The sequence below is a fragment of the Nocardia sp. NPDC051787 genome (genome assembly GCF_040681325.1).
In the GTDB taxonomy this organism is placed as follows: domain Bacteria; phylum Actinomycetota; class Actinomycetes; order Mycobacteriales; family Mycobacteriaceae; genus Nocardia.
The window spans coordinates 20,144-37,855 of record NZ_JBFAYO010000049.1; the positions used below are offsets into that span (position 1 = coordinate 20,144).

Consider the following 17,712-nt stretch of genomic DNA (forward strand, 5'->3'; position numbering starts at 1 on the left):
CCCTACTGTTCGGACTCCGCGCCGCCCGCCGCTCGGATGACACCGTCCAGCACTTCGCTGGTCCGGCGCAGGTCGCGTAGGGCCTGATCGATCCTGGCGCGTTCCTCGGTGAGCTTCTCCACCAGGAACGGCGTCGCCCGGGCGTTAGGGGTGCCGTCCATGTCGTGGATGCACGGCAGCAACTCGCCGATGGTGTCGCTGTGCAGGCCCGCCGCGAACATCTCCTGGATGCGGCGGACCCGGTCGACCGCCGTCTCGGGATATTCCCGCTGTCCGCCGGAGGTCCGCTCCGCGGCCAGCAGGCCCTTGGTTTCGTAGTACCGCAGCGACCGGACGCTCACGCCGGTCCGCTCGGCCAGTTCACCGATCCGCACGTTCACTCCTTGACCTGACATTGATGTCAGGTTTTACGGTACAGCCATGCTGCTGCTGACCGAATACCGCAACCACCTGATCGACCTGCCCAACCGCATCGTCATGTCCCCGATGACCCGGCTGCGCTCACTACCCGATGGCTCGCCGACCAGCGATGTCGCCGACTACTACGCCCAACGCGCGACGGCCGGGCTCATCGTCACCGAGGGCATCTGGCCGCACTCGACCGGGCAGAGCGAAGCGTGGGTGCCCGGATTGCAGACGCCCGCGCATGTCGAGGCGTGGCGGCGGGTCACCGAGGCACTGCACGCACGCGGCGGGCGGATCTTCGCGCAGTTGATGCACGGCGGGCGCAAGGGCCACCCGCTCGCGCGGATCGACGGTTCCTGGCCCGCCGGACCGTCGGCCGTACTGGACGACGACCGGGTGCATCTGATCGACGGTGGCAAGGGCGACCCGATCACACCCGCGGCCTTGGATCATGCCGGGATCGCCGCCGTGGTGCGGCAGCATGCCATCGCCGCGCGCAACGCCATGGACGCGGGCTTCGACGGAGTCGAGATCCACGGGGCCAACAGCTATCTCGTGCATCAGTTCCTCGCCGACAACACCAACCTGCGCGACGACGAGTACGGCGGCTCGATCGACAATCGCATGCGGCTGCCGCTGGCCGTGGTCGACGCGGTGACCGACGCCATCGGCTGCCGGCGCACCGCGATCCGGCTGTCGCCGGGCAACCCGCAGTTCGGCATGGTCGAGGCGGACCCGGGCCCGCTCTACCGGGCCCTCGTCGCCGAGCTCGATCAGCGCGACCTCGCCTACCTGCACCTCATCGACAACGACCGCTATCCCGCACTGCGCGACCTGCGGCCGCGCTGGCACGGCACGCTGATCGCCAATATCGGCGAGAACCGGGAGCCGACGGCGGCAGCGGGCGCGGAGCAAGTCCTTCAGGCCGGACTCGCCGATCTGGTGTCGTTCGGCAGGTCGTTCATCGCCAACCCCGACCTCGTCCACCGCATCCGGTACGACCTACCACTCGCCCCCACCCACGAAGAGACCCTGTACGGACGAACCGCCGAGGGCTACAGCGACTACCCCGCATGGACATCCGCCGCCATCTCCCGCTAGTTCCGCGGCGAGTGGCACACCACGCATGCCCCTTCTCGGCCGTTGCCGCAGCGGTGTGCCACTCGTGGACTTCAGTCCCCGAGGGCGCGGCGAATTGAAGATGCGAGGTAGTCCAGGTCGGGCCGCGGCGGGGTGGTTGGGCGACCACGGAGCCCGAAGCCGTCGCCCGGTGTGCGCGGGATGACGTGCAGGTGGACGTGAAAGACTTCCTGCCCTGCCGTCACCCCGTCGGCCAGAAAGAAATTGACGCCGTCACACCCCACCTCACTGGCCCGCAGCGCCGCCGCGAGCCGCTGCCCCACCTGGAACAGCTTCCCCCCGATCACCGGATCGAGTTCCGCCAGACTGCGCGCCGCCACCTTCGGCACCACCAGCAGATGCCCCGGCGTCATCGGCCGAATGTCCATGAACGCCAGCACATCATCGTCCTCGTAGACCTTGCTCGACGGCGCCCGCCCGGCAACGATATCGGCGAAAATCGTGTACGGATTCACGATCGGCAGCTTATGTGCTCGTGCGCCGCGAAGCCGCAACACATTTCCGTACCCACAGGTCACGGCCTCAGGCACCGCGCACCCAGTTCCTGGCAGTAGCTCGGAGAGGTGAACCCGGCTCCTCTCCGGACGGTGGGCAGCCGGGTTTCGCGCCATCCGGAGCGATACCCGGCCGTCTCGGCAGCGCCCCGGTTACAAGATCGGGGACGGTGTGTAGCGGGCCGCGTCCGGGTAGCGGTGGACCATTTTCTGCACTTGGCCGATGACGTCGGCTACCTGCGCTTCGGCGGCGCCGACGAAGGCGGACTTGTCGGCCAGCGCCTCGGCGAGGGCGGCGCGATCGAGCGGCAGGCGCTCGTCGGCGGCGAGGCGGTCCAGCAGGTCGGGCTCGCGGCCCTGTTCCCGCATCGCCAGGGCTACCGCGACCGCGTGTTCCTTGATGACCTCATGCGCGGTCTCGCGGCCGACTCCGGCGCGGACCGCGGCCATCAGGATGCGGGTGGTGGCAAGGAAAGGCAGGTAGCGGTCCAGCTCGCGGGCGACGACGGCCGGGTAGGCGCCGAATTCGGCCAAGACGGTGAGGAAGGTCTCCATCATCCCGTCGATGGCGAAGAACGCGTCCGGCAGCGCGACGCGGCGAACCACCGAGCAGAACACGTCGCCTTCGTTCCACTGCGCGCCCGCCAGCTCGGCTGCCATCGAGGCGTAACCACGCAGCACCACCTGCAGACCGTTGACCCGTTCGCAGGAGCGGGTGTTCATCTTGTGCGGCATCGCCGAGCTGCCCACCTGCCCGGGCTGGAAACCCTCGGTGACCAGCTCGTGCCCGGCCATCAACCGGATGGTGTGCGCGAACGAGGACGGACCTGCGCCGACCTGCACCAGCGCGGAGAGCACGTCGTGGTCCAGCGAGCGCGGGTAGACCTGGCCGACGCTGGTGAATACGGTCGCGAAGCCGAGATGCCTGGCCACCTGCTGCTCCAGCCGGCCGAGCGCGGCCGGGTCGCCGCCGAGCAGATCGAGCATGTCCTGCGCGGTGCCCATCGGGCCTTTGATGCCGCGCAGCGGGTAGCGGTCGATCAGCTCGCGCAGCCTGGTGAGGGCGATCAGCAGTTCGTCGGCGGCGGAGGCGAACCGCTTGCCCAGCGTGGTGGCCTGCGCGGCGACATTGTGCGAACGGCCCGCCATCACCAGCGTCTGATACTCGGCGGCGCGCTCGGCCAGCCGCGCCGCGATAGCCACACCATGCGCGTGCACATGCTCGAGCGACAGCCTGATCTGCAGCTGCTCGACGTTCTCGGTGAGATCACGGCTGGTCATGCCCTTGTGCACGTGCTCGTGCCCGGCCAGCGCGTTGAATTCCTCGATGCGGGCCTTCACGTCGTGCCGGGTGACCCGTTCGCGTTCGGCGATCGACGCGAGATCGACCTCGTCGAGCACCCGCTCGTAATCCGCGATGACTCCCTCGGGCACGTCGACACCCAGCTCCGCCTGCGCGCGCAACACCTCCAGCCACAGCCGCCGCTCGAGCACGATCTTGTGCTCCGGCGACCACAGGTGCACCAGCTCATGGCTGGCGTAGCGGGTGGCGAGGACATTGGGGACGATGCTCACGACTGCGCCTCGCTGACGCTCGGCTCCGTCGTGCCCATTGGCGCTGTGCTGATGGTTCGCTCGCTTCGCTCCCTCACGACTGCGCCTCGCTGACGTTCGGCTCCGTCGTGCCCATTGGCGCTGTGCTGATGGTTCGCTCGCTTCGCTCCCTCACGTCCGGTCAGTCTAGTGCCCGGAAACGATCGCTCTGCCCGGGCATGGTGCCCGATCCGGCGCGCCCGCTGCTCTCGGAGGGCAGATAGCCCTCGGGGCCGGGCGGTCGCGGCGTGCTCGACGCGACACGAGCGGAGCCCTCCGCGGATACCCAGGCTCCCGTTTCCGGGCCGGTTGCTCGCGCCGCACCTGATGCGGCGGCCGCCGTCTCCGCCCCTGACGCTCGCGCCGGGGGCGCGACGATGTCGATCACTTCCAGCAGCGCGCCGCGAGCCATCCGCCGCGGTTCGGGGTCCATCTCGGTGAGCGCCGCGACCACCGCTCCGTCCACCACCGCGACCAGCCTGCGCAGCTGCTCGGGCCGCACCATCCGATCGGATCGGCGCAGCACGTCGGCCAGCAGTTCGTCCAGCTTGGCGCGCAACCGTAGCTGGACCTCCCGTAACTCCGGGTGCCGCGCCGAGGCGACCGAACGCTCGTAGCGGGCGATCAGCTGCCCGCGCGCGACCTCGTCGGCGCCATCGGCCCCGACCAGCAGGTCGAGCACCAAGTCGACGGTGGCCTCCGCGCCGCGGCGACGGTGACTCACCTCCCCGATCCGCCTGCGCATCGCCTCCAGCTCGGCGTTGCCGCTGAACTCGACCGCCCGCGCGATCAGATCGTCCAGGGATTCGAAATAGTAGGTGGTCGACGCGAGCGGCAGATCAGCTCGGGTCGCGACCGAACGATGCCGCACCGCTTCGAATCCACCTTCGAGCAGCAACTCGGCGGCGGCGGCTACCAGAGCCTGGCGACGCCGTTCGCCTTTCGGGGTCGTCGCGGTGATCACCGTGCCATCGTGCCAGTCGTCATCAGTTCTTCCAGGGGAAATCAGCGAGGAAAAGCAGCCATCGTTGTTTTACCGCATCCGCGCGGTCATGGTGCCGAACTGCGGAAAGTTGTTGCACGACAGTCAGTTCAGCGAGTCAGATAGTGCCCTAGACGCAGCAGCGCCGCCTCGATGTCCGCCGTGGCTCCGGCGAAGGAGAAGCGCACCGTGTGGTGCCCGTTGACGGTGTCGAAATCGACCCCTGGCGCGAGCGCGACCCCAGTGTGGTTCAGCACGTCCGCACACCATGCCCGGGAGTCGTCGGTGAGGTGGCCGATGTCGGCATAGGCGTAGAAGGCGCCGTCGGCGGGGGCGAGGTCGGTGATGCCCAGCTTCGGCAGGCCGTCCAGCAGCAGCTGTCGGTTCACCGCGTACCGCCGGACGTGCCCGTCTAATTCCTCCTTGGCCTCCGCGCCGAACGCGTGCATGGCCGCGTACTGCGAGATGGCGGGCGGGCAGACGGTCAGGTTCGAAGCCAGTCGTTGCAGTGCGGGCCGCAATCCGCTCGGCACCAGCATCCAGCCGAGCCGCCAGCCCGTCATGGAGAAGTACTTGGAGACCGAGCCGATCACCACCGATTCCCGCGATGTCTCCCAGGCCGACGATGTCGCGCTGTCGGCGCTGGAGTTGTCGTAGGTGATGCCGTGGTAGATCTCGTCGGAGATCAGCAGCGTGCCGTGCTCCTCGCACCAGCGGGCCAGCGCGGCGAGTTCGGCGGGGGCGATCATGGTCCCGGTGGGGTTGGCGGGACTGGCCACGATCAGACCCGCTGGTGGTTCCGGCAGAGCGTCCAGCATCGCGACGGTGGGCTGGAATCGGGTCTGGGCTCCGCAGTCCAGCTCCAGCACGCGGCAACCGAGCGCGGCGAGCGTGTTGCGATAGGCCGGATAGCCCGGGCGCGCGACCACGACCGTGTCGCCGGGATCGAAGGCGGCGAGGAAGATCAGCGAGAAGGCGCCGGACGAGCCGGTCGTCACCACCACGTCGTCCGGGTCGACCTGGTAGCCGTAGGTCTCGCGATGGTGTTCGGCGATCGCTTCGCGCAGCGCCAGGATGCCGAAAGTCTCGGTGTAACCGAGCAATTCGGACTCGATGGCCAGTCTCGTCGCACGCAGCACCGGTGCGGGCGCCGGTGTCGACGGCTGCCCCGCGGCGAGGACGAGCACGTCGCCGTGTGTTCTGGCGCGTTCCGCGGCGGCTTTCCAGACATCCATCACGTAGAAAGGTGGAATGGTCGACCGGCGAGATTCTCTGGACACTCGACAGACGGTAGAGCACCAGCGGGCCCGGTCGCGGTTATGGTCTGCGTAATGCTCGAGAAAGCTCGACGAGAACGGCTCGACCGAGTACGCGGAGTGGGTGGCATCGGGGTCATTCCGCGTAACTGGCGTGCGCGCCCGCCGGAACGTCCCGCGAGACGGGTGTTCGGAAGACTGGATCCGCGTGTCCTGTGGGCGCGCCGATCCGAGTTGCGGACCCAATGGGAACGCCGACCGGATCTGGGCGCCCTGTGGCAGCGCAGGCCCAGTGGCGAGGATGTGCTCGCGCTGGCGCGCCAACACAGAGTGCTGCTGGCTGGGCTCACCGCGGTCGCGTTGTTCGCCGCGGGCGACACCTCGTTCGTCGGGAGGGTCACCACACGCACCCCGGCTCCTGACCGCGCCCAGCGCGTCGCCGTCGCCTATCCACCGCAGGTACAGAGCACGCCGCCATCAGTGCGCCGGTTGCTGAACGCGATCGCCAACGGCGAGCGGCTGCGCGAGCAGGCCGTGGTCGCCGCGGCCGCGCGCGCCACCCTGGAACGCGCCAAGGCCGAGGCTGCCGCCGCGACCGCCGGTGAGCGTCAGCCGTGGCTGACCGGAAGCGCGCCGGTGCAGCCAGGGGCGGTGCTGCCGGGCAGCGGCGGCTTCGTCCTGCCCACCCGCGGCGTGTTCACCTCCGGGTTCGGTTCCCGCTGGGGCACCTTCCACAACGGGATCGACATCGCGGCGCCGATCGGCACTCCGATCTACGCGGTCGCCGACGGCACGGTGATCGACGCGGGACCGGCCCAGGGCTTCGGGCTCTGGGTGCGGATCCGCCACGACGACGGCAGTGTCACCGTCTACGGGCACATGTACGACTTCTTCGTCTCGGTCGGCGAACGCGTGCCCGCGGGCATGCAGATCGCCCGCATGGGCAACCGCGGCGACTCGACCGGCCCGCACTTGCATTTCGAGGTGCTCGTCGGCGGCCGCCACGTAGACCCGCTGCACTGGCTGGCACTACGCGGACTGACCTTCGGCTGAGCTCCCCCGCCTCTCCGCGTCTTCAGGCCGTACTAGTCAGGTGACGTCTGAATTGCGTTCAGGTCCTGCGTTGGGTGCCGCGTAAGTTCTGGGGGTACCCGGCGAGTTACCCATGTGCTCGCGAGATCAGTTGTCGCGCCTCGCGGTCCTCTTGCGCCGAGGCCCTTGGCCCGCAGCCCGCAAGCCATTGGCGCGGATCGACGTGGCCGCCTTCGCGGACCACTCTCGGTCTGCATGCTGGCACGGCCACAGGTGACGGTCGGCTACCAACGCGGGGCCTGAACGCAAATCCGGCGGCACCCGGTTAGTACGGCCTAAAGACCCGGCGAGGCGGAGGAGACAGTAATGCGCTCCTCGACGGCGGCAAGGCCGATGTCCGTGCGGTAGTGGCTGCCGGGGAGCTTGATCGCGGCGATGCGGTCGTAGGCGCGCGTGCGAGCCTCGACCAGGTCGGCGCCGACGCCGACCACGTTCAGCACCCGGCCGCCCGCGGAGACCAGCGCGCCGTCTTCTCGCTGCGCGGTTCCCGCGTGCAGGACCGTGGCGGTGTCGTCGAGCGCGCCCTCGCCCGCGCCGGAGATGGCGTCGCCGATGCGCGGGCGGCCCGGGTAGTTCTCCGCGGCGAGTACCACGGTGATCGCGGCGCCATCGCGCCAGCGTGGCGGCGCGAGCTGCGCGAGCGTGCCGGTGGCGGTGGCGTTGAGCAGCTCGCCCAGCGGGCTGTCCAGCAGCGCGAGCACCGCTTGCGTCTCGGGATCGCCGAAGCGGCAATTGAATTCGACCACGGCGGGACCGTCCTTGCCGATCGCCAGGCCCGCGTAGAGCAGGCCGGAGAATCCGCTGCCGCGCCGCACCAATTCCGCGGCAACGGGTTTCACCACGTCCTCGACGATCGCCGTGACGGTCTGCTCGGGCAGCCAGGGCAGCGGCGTGTAGGCGCCCATGCCGCCGGTGTTCGGGCCGGTGTCGCCGTCGCCGACGCGCTTGTGGTCCTGCGCGGGCAACAGCGGCACCACGGTCTCGCCGTCGACCAGGCAGAACAGCGATACTTCCGGCCCGTCCAGGAACGATTCCAGCAGTACCGGATGGCCCTGCTCGAGCAGTTCCGCGCCGTGCTCGCGCGCGGCGGAGCGGTCGGCGGTGACCACGACGCCCTTGCCCGCGGCCAGGCCGTCGTCCTTGACCACCCACGTCGGTCCGAAGCGGTCGAGTGCGTCATCCAGTTCGGCCGGGCTGTCCACGACCTCGCTGTGCGCGGTGCGCACGCCGGCCGCGGCCATCACGTCCTTGGCGAACGCCTTGGACCCCTCGATCCTGGCGGCGGCGGCCGACGGACCGAAGCAGGCGATGCCCGCGGCGCGGACCGCGTCGGCGACCCCGAGCACGAGGGGAACCTCGGGCCCGATCACCACTAGGTCGGCGTCCACCTCGGTGGCCAGCGCGACCACGTCTTCGGCGGCGCACGGGTCCACCGGGCGGACCTCCGCGTGCTGGGCGATCCCCGCATTGCCGGGGGCGGCGAACAGCGCGGTCACCGCGGGGTCCCGGCGCAGGGCCAGGACGAGGGCATGTTCACGGGCTCCGGAACCGATGACGAGTACACGCACGGCAACAGACTAATGGGCGTGGCCGGACGCGGTCCGTCCGCGGCCCCGCGCCGGATGGAGCGAAGGCCGGCAGCCGCGCAACAGACCCGGCCGGACCCGGTCCGTCAACAGCCCACACCAGGCCGATCGAGGCTGGGGCAGCCGCAGTACAGGCGCCAGCCGGACCGAACCCGCCCGCAGCTCGCGCCGGGCCCAGCGAATGCGAGGCAGCTACCACCTGAACGAGCCGGTTGCCGACTTCACCGCTGCCGGTCCGTGCGCGGGGGATGATGAATGGGGACAACGGATGTGGGCGATCACGCCCAGTTCCGACCACACCGGAGCACCGGAAGGATGTGCTTACCATGGGTCTGATCGATGGACTGATGGGGAATGCCGGCCGGATCGATCCGGGCCAGGCGCAACAGGAGTATGCCAAGCTCCTCGGCAACGGTGAACAGGTCTACGCCGCGTACCTGCTGGTCCGCGACGCCATGCTGTTCACAAACCGCCGCCTGATCCTGATCGACAAGCAGGGCGTCACCGGCCGCAAGGTGAGCTACCACAGCGTCCCCTACCGCGCGATCACCCATTTCTCGGTGGAGACCGCGGGCACCTTCGACCTGGATGCCGAACTGGCCATCTGGATCGCGGGCATCCCCGAGCCGCTACTGAAGCGATTCAACCGCCAGGTGGACATCTACGAGGTGCAGGGCATCCTGTCGCACTTCGTCGCGGTGTAGCGCGCCGGTGCCGCACCGCGGTGTGCGGGCCGGTCTAGTCTGCGGAACATGGCTTCTGTCTTCAGTGCGATCATCGCCGGTCAACTCCCGGGCCGATTCGTCTGGGAGGACGACGAGTTTGTCGGCTTCCTCACCATCGCCCCGATCACCCCGGGCCACACCCTGGTCGTGCCGCGCAAGGAAATCGACCAGTGGCAGGACGTCGACACCAACACCTTCGCCCGGCTGACCGGCGTCGCGCAGAAGATCGGTCAAGCCGTGCGCGCGGCGTGGGACGCGCCGCGCGCCGGTCTGCTGATCGCCGGTTTGGAAGTGCCGCACTTGCATGTGCACGTCTTCCCGGCCTTCACCCTGGGTGATTTCGACATCTCCGGCGCCGACCCGAATCCGAGCCCCGAATCCTTGGACGAGGCCCAGACCAAGATCAAGCAGGCACTGCGCGACCTCGGTTACGGCGCCAACGTCCCGGGATAGCTAGCCCGCCTCTACCCATGTGCGTACGAGATCAGTCGTCACCTGGGTGCAGGTATAGGGGCCGACCGCTCGTCGCGGTCGGCCCCTTGCCTTTCGCCTCTATCTCGTCAGCTCGCCACGTCGTGCAGCGGAGTATCGACTCCGCCGATCGCGACCGTGGCCAGGGTCTGGCTCGGGGTCCAGTAGATCCGGCCGTGCTCGAAGTCCTGGTAGGTGCCGGTGTCCCAGGGGATTTCGTCGGTCTTCGGCCAGCCCAGCGGCCCGTTCTCGGCACCGGAGCGGTTCCAGCGGTCACGGATCGCGCCGTGCACCCAGAAGGCGAGCTCGCTGGATTGCTGCCGGTAGAGCGCGCCGCCCTGGAACCCTTGGACCTCGCCCGAGGGCTGGCCATCCGACCCGTGCAAGACGGTACGGTCCGTGACCGGATAGCCGAGTGGACCCGCCTCCCAGCGCAATTCCTCGAACTTCGCCCACAGCGTTTCCGGGATGGGGTGTGCGCCGGTGTCGGGATGCCAGTAGATGTAGCCGTGCTCGAACTGGGCGAAGCGGCCCACACCGTCGGGCGTCGCGACTTCACCCTCGGTGATCCGTCTGCCCAGCCACGGATTCGCGGCGGCGCTGTCATTGATCGCGTTCGGCTCCGACCCGCCGCCCGGTTCGCCAGTGGCGAACCCGCGCACATCGTCCGCGAAGACATCCCACGGGAAGTTCGGTCCGACATCCGTGTGCGTACCGAACCCGAGAACTTCGGTCACGTACTTGTGGTCGGAGATCCCTTCCCGTCGTTCATATGGCGGCGCGATGACATGCGTGTCGAAACCGTATTTCCTGGCGTCCTGCACCGCCAGCCACGCCGCGATCCGGATATCGTCGCGGATGCGCAACCAATCGTCTCGGCTCCACGCGGCGCGGCTGCCTGCGAAGCACAGGTTGATCGTGTACGGATTCGCGTCCAGCACAGACCAGCTCGCCAGGTCGGTGTCGACGACGTCGACGACGATGCGATCGCGGACCGTGTAGTGGTAGCTCACGCCATTGTTCGGATTGTTGAGGTAGTTCGCCAGGCTCTCCGCGGTTCCGTTGCCCTCCTGGGTGTGGAGCAGGAAGTTGGTGATCCGCGCCCCGTGACGGCTGGACGCGGAGTTGCCCATACGGTCGATTTCGGTGTACTCCGGCTTGTTCATGTTTCCCCCTTCATCAGGATTCGCCGCCTTCGACCACTGCCCGTAGTCGCCGGCGAGAACTTTGTTCACATCCACCACAACGCCCCCAACCCGGTCGCTGTCGATGCGGATCTGGTGGATGTGCGCGGCCGGATGATCCCCGTTGATCGAGGGATCACCGGACCAGTTGTGTTGCCAGAACCACGTGGCGACACCGTCCTCGAGCGCCCAGTCGATGCACCGCGCGTTGCCGTACATGCCGGTCCACTCGAGGCCGACCACCGACGCCCACCCCCGTAAGAACGGAGCGATCAGCGAATTCCACTCGTCCAGGGACGGGTTCGCGTCGACCGGGGCATACAGCGGCCGGAAGCCCGGTCCACCCGCCGCGAGATGGTAGTTCAGCGCGATTCGCGCATGATGCACGCCCGCGTCGTAGCCCCCTTTCCAATCCGACGTGTCACCTTTGCCGTACTGGTAATTGGTCACTATTTCGAGCCCGATGGCACGTAATCGGTCGCAGTATTCCCGCCGCAGCGGCTTCGCTCCGAAATTCGTGCCCGGCCGCGAATCGCTGAAGTAGCCGATGACACCGGCATATCCAGCGTCCTTGATCGCTTGCGGTTCGATCAACGCGGCGGAGAAGTCGATCAGCTCAGTCATCGCGCACCCCCCGTACGAGTCCGCGTGCTGGTTTGCAGTAACGCGTTATGTTCGTACATCTCAACAACTTTCGACATGTGGTGAACCCCGACATAGTGAGATTCGGCGCGATGTTAACAGGAGATGCAACCCTGCACGGGTTGTTCCCCATCTGGTGTTTGCCCGTGACCTCCCCGAACCCGCAGCGAGACCTGGTCGCCTGCACAGATTCCCGTTGCCGACAACATGCTCACTTCAGCGCGAAAGTATGCCCATCGTTAGCAGCGCTTCGTACTGGTCGCCCGCTCCGCTGTTACGCGCCAACCGGACTCGAATGATCATGCCGCAGACCTCGATCCGTAGCTGTCCGCAGCCAAAGTGCGGCCACAGAACCTAAGTCATCGATACCCACGGAATGTATCGGGCACTATTCGCCCAACGTCGATCAGCGTTTGTCGCGCCGCTGCCTTGCGCGGGCACTCGTCGGCGCGACATCCACGATGCCGCTGCATGGTCCAATGCGCGTCCGGCACACTCAGCGGGTGGTCCGGTGCCTCATGCGGCCATCCGGTAGGCCATAGCCCAGCGCAGATAGGCTCGGCCGCCTGCTCATCCCGGGCACGTGCGCGGCGGCGTTCAGCTCGCCACTCGTCCTGCACGCGGTCGATGATCGCTTGCGCCGATGTTTCATCCGGCTCGGCTTCCCGCCACCAGTTGAACGCCACCCGTTTCTCCCCTGCCGTGTTCGCGTGTCTTGGTGTGGGCACCCGGCGCGGGGGAATCGTCAGAGCGCGACGACCACTGACGAACATCCCCGCGCCGGGGCCTGCCTCTAGAGCGTTCCGCGCATACGGCGCTGGCAGCAGTGGCACCCCTGGTGGCATGACTGGCAGGACGCTGCGCGGCGAGGTCAGCCGTACCCGTGCTAGTGGCATGGAGGTGGCATTCCACCGTTCGGCGGGCATTTGCGGCCGGGTAGGTGGCAGGCTCGTGATATGTCGGGGGCCACAGGCGATCTGATCAGGCAGTTGCGCACCGCCAAAAGCTGGAGCCAAGGCAGATTGGCGGCTCAGCTGTCCAAGGTGTCGGGTTACAACATGACGCGGGAATACATCTCGCGGCACTGGGAGTCAGGCAGAACCGAGCCGTCGCCATTCTGGCTGCGCCATCTGGCGACGGTGCTGGATTGTCCGCTGAGTTTGTTGGAGGCCGATGTGAACCGGCGTGAGTTCCTATCGCATCTTGCCGCTACCTCGATCGCACCGGTCGTGGCATCGGATCTTCTCTCGCACGGGTTTTCCGCACGGCTGCATTCGACCGGGCCAGTGATCGAGGAGTGGGAAGGAAAGCTTTCTCAGTACGGCAGCGACTATATGAGCCAGGGCGCGGCACAGATACAGCAGCGGCTCGCCGCCGACCTGGTCGTGCTGCAACAGCAACTCGATTCCCCCCGCATGTGGGCCGTCGCCGCCCGGCTCATGACCCTGTTCGCGAAGACCTACCCCGGCTCCGACGGAAACAAGGCGATCTCGTGGTATCGCATGGCCGCCGAAGCGGCGGACCGCTCCGGTGGCACCGACATCCGGACTTGGGTTCGCGGCCGGGCCGCTATCGCCCTCGGTTACGAAGGCGCGGGGTTGCCGGTCGCGCACGAATTCGCCGACCAAGCCCTGGCAATCTCCGAGCGACCTGGTCTCGGCCGTCTCAATGCGATATGGGGGAAGGCGCATGCCGCTGCACTCCGAGGCGACACCCACACCGCCCGTCAGCTGATCGACGACGGCCGCCACGCGTTCGACCGTTCCGGCTCCGAGGAGCAGACCTCCGACTACGCGGTGCCGTGGTGGCGCGTGAACGTCTTCCTGTCCCTGCTCGCCGCACGGCTCGGCGACGAACGGCTAGCGGTCCAGGCACAGGAGGCGGCGCGGGCCGAGCTGCCCGATTCCCTGCCTCGATTCGCGACCCACTTGGACATGCATCGCGGCTTGATGCTGGTTCGGGCCGGGGACCGGGCTCAGGGAGTGAAACTGGCGCGGGCGGCACTGGGCGCGCTGCCCCCGGAGAAACACTCGCTCACCCTGCGCATGTTGATGGCGGAGATCGACCCGGCTGGCCAGACAGCAGGTGAGCACCGCTGAACTCAGCCGCGGAATTTCGACGGCATCCTGGTCTCCGCTGGTGCGTAGCCCGTTATCAATGGCGGGTGGTTGGATGCTCTCTATGGATGGTGATCAGCTGGCGGCGGCCGTGGCCCGCTCCATGCACGGAGATGCCGGCGATCTGACGTGCGACGAGCCCGGGCATCCGGGCGGGCATGCATGCCTGCCGGTCTCCGGCGGTGTGGACGTGGACGGCCTGGTGAAGACGCTCACCAAGCGGTATGCGAGCCCGTTTTCCCCAACCCACGGGCTGCCGCCGTTGCCGTTCGGGGAGCAGGTCGGCTGGACGCACGCCTGGGTGTGGGGTGTGCGGGCGGTGGTGCTCGGGCGGGGCCAGGACGGAGGACCGGTCATGGCCGTCATGGAGCGGAACTTGCCGCGCCCGGACGAGCTTCCCGCGGAGATGTCCTGGGTGGAACGTCTGGTCGCGATCACCGGAGGGACAGCGCCGCCGGTGATCGCGACCGACTGGGACGCGGTCGAGTCCCGCGTGGGCACTTCTCTGCCGAGCGACTACAAGAAGATCGTCGAGACATTCGGCTGCGACGGCCTGTTCGACTTGTTCTTTGAGGTCTTCTCCCCGGAGGAACTGAGCTGGCATGCCGGGTACTACGCCGGTGATGACCTGGCGCCGGGAGACGAACATCCACCCTTTCCGGCCCCGGGCGGGGTGATTCCCTGGTCGAGCAACGAACACCAAGAGACGTTCTTCTGGATCACCGAGGGGCCCGATCCCGACCGGTGGCCCGTCTACGCCGTCGACAGCCTCGGCAAGGGCAGCCGTTTCGAGTGCACGGCCTCGGAGTTCCTTTTCCGCCAGATGACCGATCCGCACCATCCCTTCTTCACTGCGTCGGACAACATCCGCGGTCACTGGTTCATGAAGTTCGTCCGGCCGGAGCCCTGACGCGCATCCGCGCCGCCATCCCTCACGGGTGCCGAGCGGCTGTCCCGTCGGTAGGTACCGGCGCGAGGGAATGATCGAAGCCTCGTACGGGGAGAACCTGTCGTTGACGGTGCTGCCATGCGGTACCGACGAGCCAAGCTGTGCGTTCCCCGGGGTCATCGGTCATGACACCGAGTCTGCTGCGCTCGACGGACCGAGCCTTCTTTCTCGGGTCGGACCAGAAGCACCCGAGCTGGCCACGATCATCCAGATTGGCCGAGTTCCTACCGAGCGTGACCACGCGCTATCGCCCAACATGCCGGTCGGCCAAATCATGGAGCGCTCGCAAGACCAGCGCGGATCCCTCGACCGGGGGCGATCGATAAGCTCCTTTTCGGGATGATGAGCAATGTCAGCTCGTCGAGCTCGTTCTGGAGCCCCCTGTCAGGATTGAACTGACGACCGCTCGCTTACAAGGCGAGTGCTCTACCACTGAGCTAAGGAGGCGGGAAAGCGGTTGTCATCATAACCGGGTACGCCGACTGCGTGACACCGGGTTTCGGTGTCACGCAGCGGCGGTCGAATCATCCCCGGCGCAGTATCGATTACCGCCGGATCAGGGCTGCGCTCCCTGGCGGGCCGCATCGTCCGCGGCCATGGCGTCGCGCAGGCTCTTCGGACGCATGTCGGTCCAGTTCTTCTCCACGTACTCGACGCAAGCGGCGCGGCTGTCCTCGCCGAACACGACTCGCCATCCGGCTGGAACCTCTGCGAAGGCGGGCCACAGGGAGTGCTGTTCCTCGTCGTTGACCAGGACGAAGAAGCGGCCGTCTTCATCATCGAAGGGGTTGGTGCTCAATTTCACCTCACTGGATACTGGCGCAATGTACGGGATCGCTCCTGGTTCGCCCGGCGCCGGGTTTTCACAAGCCACCGGCGCCGAGCGTTCCCGAGCGTTGTTTCGACACTAGCAAGCAAGACGTTACGCCTGGGCGCTTACCCGGCGGCCACGTCGGCCGCCACGCAATCAGCCCGCAAAGAAGTCGAGCAGAATCTTGTTGACCGCCTCCGGCCGTTCCAAATATCCGAAATGTCCGGCGTCCGGCACCTCCTGGTATCGCGCACCGGGGATCACGTCGGCGATCTCCCTGGACAGGTACGGCGGAATCATCCGGTCGTCGGCGAATCCGACCGAGAGGCAGGGCACTCGAATCGCCCGGTATGCCTGCACCCGATCGAAATCGTGGTCCATCCTGCGCTGCGCGCGGATGCCGGGCGGAACCGGTCCGCCGGTGAACTCGAACAGGTCGAGCCAGTCGCGGGCGGCGTTCGGCTCGGCCATGGTGGCAGGCGAGAGATTCATCACCGCGGTAATCGCGGCGTCGTATTTCGGCGGCAGTTTCACCCCGCTGGCGTCCAGCTCGTGTTCGCCGAGCGACAGCGTCTTCTGGAATTGGTCCAGCCGCCCGTGGCCGGCCATGAACACCGCCTTGCGCACCAGGTCGGGGCGGGCCAGCGCCAGTTCCTGGGCCACCCTTGCGCCCATCGAGGTACCGACAACCAGGGCGGGACCCTCGCCGAGGAATTCGATGAGGGCGGCCGTGTCGGCGACCAGGTCGTCGATGGTCATGCCGGAAGCCGCCTCGAAGGACGGCGCGATCCCGCGGTTGTCGAAGGTGCATACCCGGTAACCGGCCGCGACCAGCGCCGGAACCTGGTGCAGCTCCCACACCCGGCCAGGACTGCCGGTGCCCATGATCATGACCACCAGCGGCGCGGAGCCCTTGACGTCGGTGCCCCTGGCGCGGTCACCCTTCACCTGGTAGTTGAGGGAAATCCCGTTCACCGTGGCCAGCGGCATATCGACCCTTTCGTGGAGTTGGTGCTGCGCTCCCCACGGTATAGGGACCGACGGGGTCGGCGCACCGACCGGGGTGACCTGGTGTCGCGTGCCGTGCGGCGGTCGGCGCCCCGGCGGACGCCTCTTCCAGCGTCGCATACCATTGACTTTTCGCACGTACGAGCGCACGAGCCGGGAGGACTTGACAATGGCCGCGAAGGGCAGCGCCAACGACATTGCGGACGACGATCTGGAGCCACTCGCCGACGAGACCGCGCGCCAGGCGCAGCGGGTGGTCGCGGCCTATGCCGAAGATGCCGACGAATGCCGGATGTTGTTGTCTATGTTGGGTATTGGACCGAGCGCTCGGGGCGAATAGTCTCGTTCTCGACGCCAACGGCGACGTCGACTACACAACTCCAGCGGGATACAGCAACGCGCAAAGGATGCGTGAGTGGACCAGATGAACCCGTCCGACGACTCCGAGCACGCCAGAGACACCTCGACTGCTGACACCGCGACCGGAACCACCGGTCCCGACGCGGGCTCCGGTTTCGTCGTCGTCGCCAACCGACTCCCCGTCGATCTCGATCGACTCCCCGATGGCACCACCCGATGGAAACGCAGCCCAGGCGGTCTGGTCACCGCGCTGGAACCGGTCTTGCGCAACAACAAGGGCGCGTGGGTCGGCTGGGCCGGAGTCCCCGACGTGGAGGTCGACCCGATCATCGAGGACGGCCTCGAACTGCACCCGGTCCCGCTGGCGGCGCAGGAGGTGGCCGACTACTACGAGGGCTTCTCCAACGGCACGCTGTGGCCGCTCTACCACGACGTGATCGTGCGGCCGGTCTACGACCGCAAGTGGTGGAGCGCCTACGTCACCGTGAACCGGCGTTTCGCCGAGGCCACCGCCAAGGTCGCCGCCGAGGGCGCGACCGTATGGGTGCAGGACTACCAGCTCCAGCTGGTGCCCAAGATGCTGCGCATGCTGCGCCCGGATCTGACCATCGGGTTCTTCCTGCACATCCCGTTCCCGCCGGTCGAGCTGTTCATGCAGATGCCATGGCGGACCGAGATCGTCGAGGGTCTGCTCGGCGCCGACCTGATCGGCTTCCATCTCCCCGGCGGCGCGCAGAACTTCCTCTACCTGGCTCGTCGGCTGGCCGGCCAGGGGGGCGGGCCGGGCGGGGGGGGGGGGGGGGGGCACACAACGCGGCGGCGCCGGGGGGTAGGTAGTGGTAGGCGCCGGGCGGGGACCAAAAGAAAAAAAAAAACCCCCCACAACCCCACAACAAC

General features: G+C 67.6%; 16 protein-coding genes, 1 tRNA gene and 1 pseudogene. 8 read left to right on the forward strand and 10 right to left on the reverse strand.

The annotated features are described in order from the left end of the window. Window positions 1-2: 2 nt before the first annotated feature. Complete coding sequence (locus AB0M45_RS32080; RefSeq protein ID WP_364336895.1) at window positions 3-374, reverse strand: MerR family transcriptional regulator; 372 nt, start codon at window positions 372-374, stop codon at window positions 3-5. Between the two features lie 46 nt (window positions 375-420). Here AB0M45_RS32080 and AB0M45_RS32085 point away from each other — a divergent pair, with 46 nt between their 5' ends. Then, window positions 421-1,506, forward strand: a complete 1,086-nt coding sequence (locus AB0M45_RS32085; RefSeq protein WP_364336897.1) for an alkene reductase — start codon at window positions 421-423, stop codon at window positions 1,504-1,506. 71 nt (window positions 1,507-1,577) lie between these two features. Here AB0M45_RS32085 and AB0M45_RS32090 read toward each other — a convergent pair whose 3' ends face one another. From AB0M45_RS32090 to AB0M45_RS32105, 4 genes and pseudogenes are all read right to left on the reverse strand, one after another. After that, window positions 1,578-2,000, reverse strand: coding sequence for an HIT family protein (locus AB0M45_RS32090; RefSeq protein WP_364336921.1), 423 nt, complete (start codon window positions 1,998-2,000; stop codon window positions 1,578-1,580). A gap of 192 nt (window positions 2,001-2,192) precedes the next feature. Beyond that, complete coding sequence (purB, locus tag AB0M45_RS32095) at window positions 2,193-3,614, reverse strand: adenylosuccinate lyase (RefSeq protein WP_364336899.1); 1,422 nt, start codon at window positions 3,612-3,614, stop codon at window positions 2,193-2,195. A 385-nt stretch (window positions 3,615-3,999) separates the two neighbouring features. Next, window positions 4,000-4,596 (reverse strand): annotated as a pseudogene (locus tag AB0M45_RS32100) (TetR family transcriptional regulator); the annotation flags it as partial. Between the two features lie 128 nt (window positions 4,597-4,724). Continuing rightward, window positions 4,725-5,894, reverse strand: coding sequence for a pyridoxal phosphate-dependent aminotransferase (locus AB0M45_RS32105; RefSeq protein WP_364336901.1), 1,170 nt, complete (start codon window positions 5,892-5,894; stop codon window positions 4,725-4,727). Window positions 5,895-5,945: 51 nt separating this feature from the next. On the opposite strand from AB0M45_RS32105, the gene AB0M45_RS32110 reads away from it, so the two are divergent. Next, window positions 5,946-6,923 (forward strand): M23 family metallopeptidase, encoded by a 978-nt coding sequence (locus AB0M45_RS32110; RefSeq protein ID WP_364336903.1) that lies wholly within the window; start codon window positions 5,946-5,948, stop codon window positions 6,921-6,923. 314 nt (window positions 6,924-7,237) lie between these two features. Here AB0M45_RS32110 and purD read toward each other — a convergent pair whose 3' ends face one another. Continuing rightward, on the reverse strand, window positions 7,238-8,530 hold the full coding sequence (gene purD / locus AB0M45_RS32115) for a phosphoribosylamine--glycine ligase (RefSeq protein ID WP_364336905.1): 1,293 nt from the start codon (window positions 8,528-8,530) through the stop codon (window positions 7,238-7,240). A 344-nt stretch (window positions 8,531-8,874) separates the two neighbouring features. Between purD and AB0M45_RS32120 the strand changes: the two genes are divergently transcribed. Continuing rightward, window positions 8,875-9,252 carry a PH domain-containing protein gene (locus AB0M45_RS32120; protein ID WP_364336907.1) on the forward strand — a complete coding sequence of 126 codons (378 nt, stop codon included), beginning with the start codon at window positions 8,875-8,877 and terminating at the stop codon, window positions 9,250-9,252. A gap of 48 nt (window positions 9,253-9,300) precedes the next feature. Further along, window positions 9,301-9,726, forward strand: a complete 426-nt coding sequence (locus tag AB0M45_RS32125) for an HIT family protein (RefSeq protein ID WP_364336909.1) — start codon at window positions 9,301-9,303, stop codon at window positions 9,724-9,726. A gap of 107 nt (window positions 9,727-9,833) precedes the next feature. Here the strand turns inward: AB0M45_RS32125 and AB0M45_RS32130 are convergent, their stop codons facing one another. Continuing rightward, window positions 9,834-11,552: a glycoside hydrolase domain-containing protein gene (locus AB0M45_RS32130; RefSeq protein ID WP_364336911.1), complete on the reverse strand. Its 1,719-nt coding sequence runs from the start codon at window positions 11,550-11,552 to the stop codon at window positions 9,834-9,836. A 974-nt stretch (window positions 11,553-12,526) separates the two neighbouring features. Here AB0M45_RS32130 and AB0M45_RS32135 point away from each other — a divergent pair. Together AB0M45_RS32135 and AB0M45_RS32140 are read left to right on the forward strand one after the other, a co-directional pair. Beyond that, window positions 12,527-13,669, forward strand: coding sequence for a helix-turn-helix transcriptional regulator (locus AB0M45_RS32135; protein ID WP_364336913.1), 1,143 nt, complete (start codon window positions 12,527-12,529; stop codon window positions 13,667-13,669). Between the two features lie 82 nt (window positions 13,670-13,751). Beyond that, window positions 13,752-14,597 carry a hypothetical protein gene (locus AB0M45_RS32140; RefSeq protein ID WP_364336915.1) on the forward strand — a complete coding sequence of 282 codons (846 nt, stop codon included), beginning with the start codon at window positions 13,752-13,754 and terminating at the stop codon, window positions 14,595-14,597. 411 nt (window positions 14,598-15,008) lie between these two features. Here AB0M45_RS32140 and AB0M45_RS32145 read toward each other — a convergent pair. From AB0M45_RS32145 to AB0M45_RS32155, 3 genes are all read right to left on the reverse strand, one after another. Next, window positions 15,009-15,083 (reverse strand) — tRNA-Thr (locus tag AB0M45_RS32145). 109 nt (window positions 15,084-15,192) lie between these two features. Continuing rightward, entirely contained in the window at window positions 15,193-15,435 is a 243-nt protein-coding gene (locus AB0M45_RS32150; protein ID WP_040773625.1) for an MbtH family protein, read from the reverse strand. 168 nt (window positions 15,436-15,603) lie between these two features. Next, window positions 15,604-16,437 carry an alpha/beta hydrolase gene (locus tag AB0M45_RS32155; RefSeq protein WP_364336918.1) on the reverse strand — a complete coding sequence of 278 codons (834 nt, stop codon included), beginning with the start codon at window positions 16,435-16,437 and terminating at the stop codon, window positions 15,604-15,606. 187 nt (window positions 16,438-16,624) lie between these two features. On the opposite strand from AB0M45_RS32155, the gene AB0M45_RS32160 reads away from it, so the two are divergent. After that, window positions 16,625-16,795, forward strand: coding sequence for a hypothetical protein (locus tag AB0M45_RS32160; protein ID WP_169333842.1), 171 nt, complete (start codon window positions 16,625-16,627; stop codon window positions 16,793-16,795). A gap of 84 nt (window positions 16,796-16,879) precedes the next feature. Further along, a partial coding sequence (locus AB0M45_RS32165; protein WP_364336923.1) for a trehalose-6-phosphate synthase occupies window positions 16,880-17,712 on the forward strand: 833 nt, incomplete at its 3' end.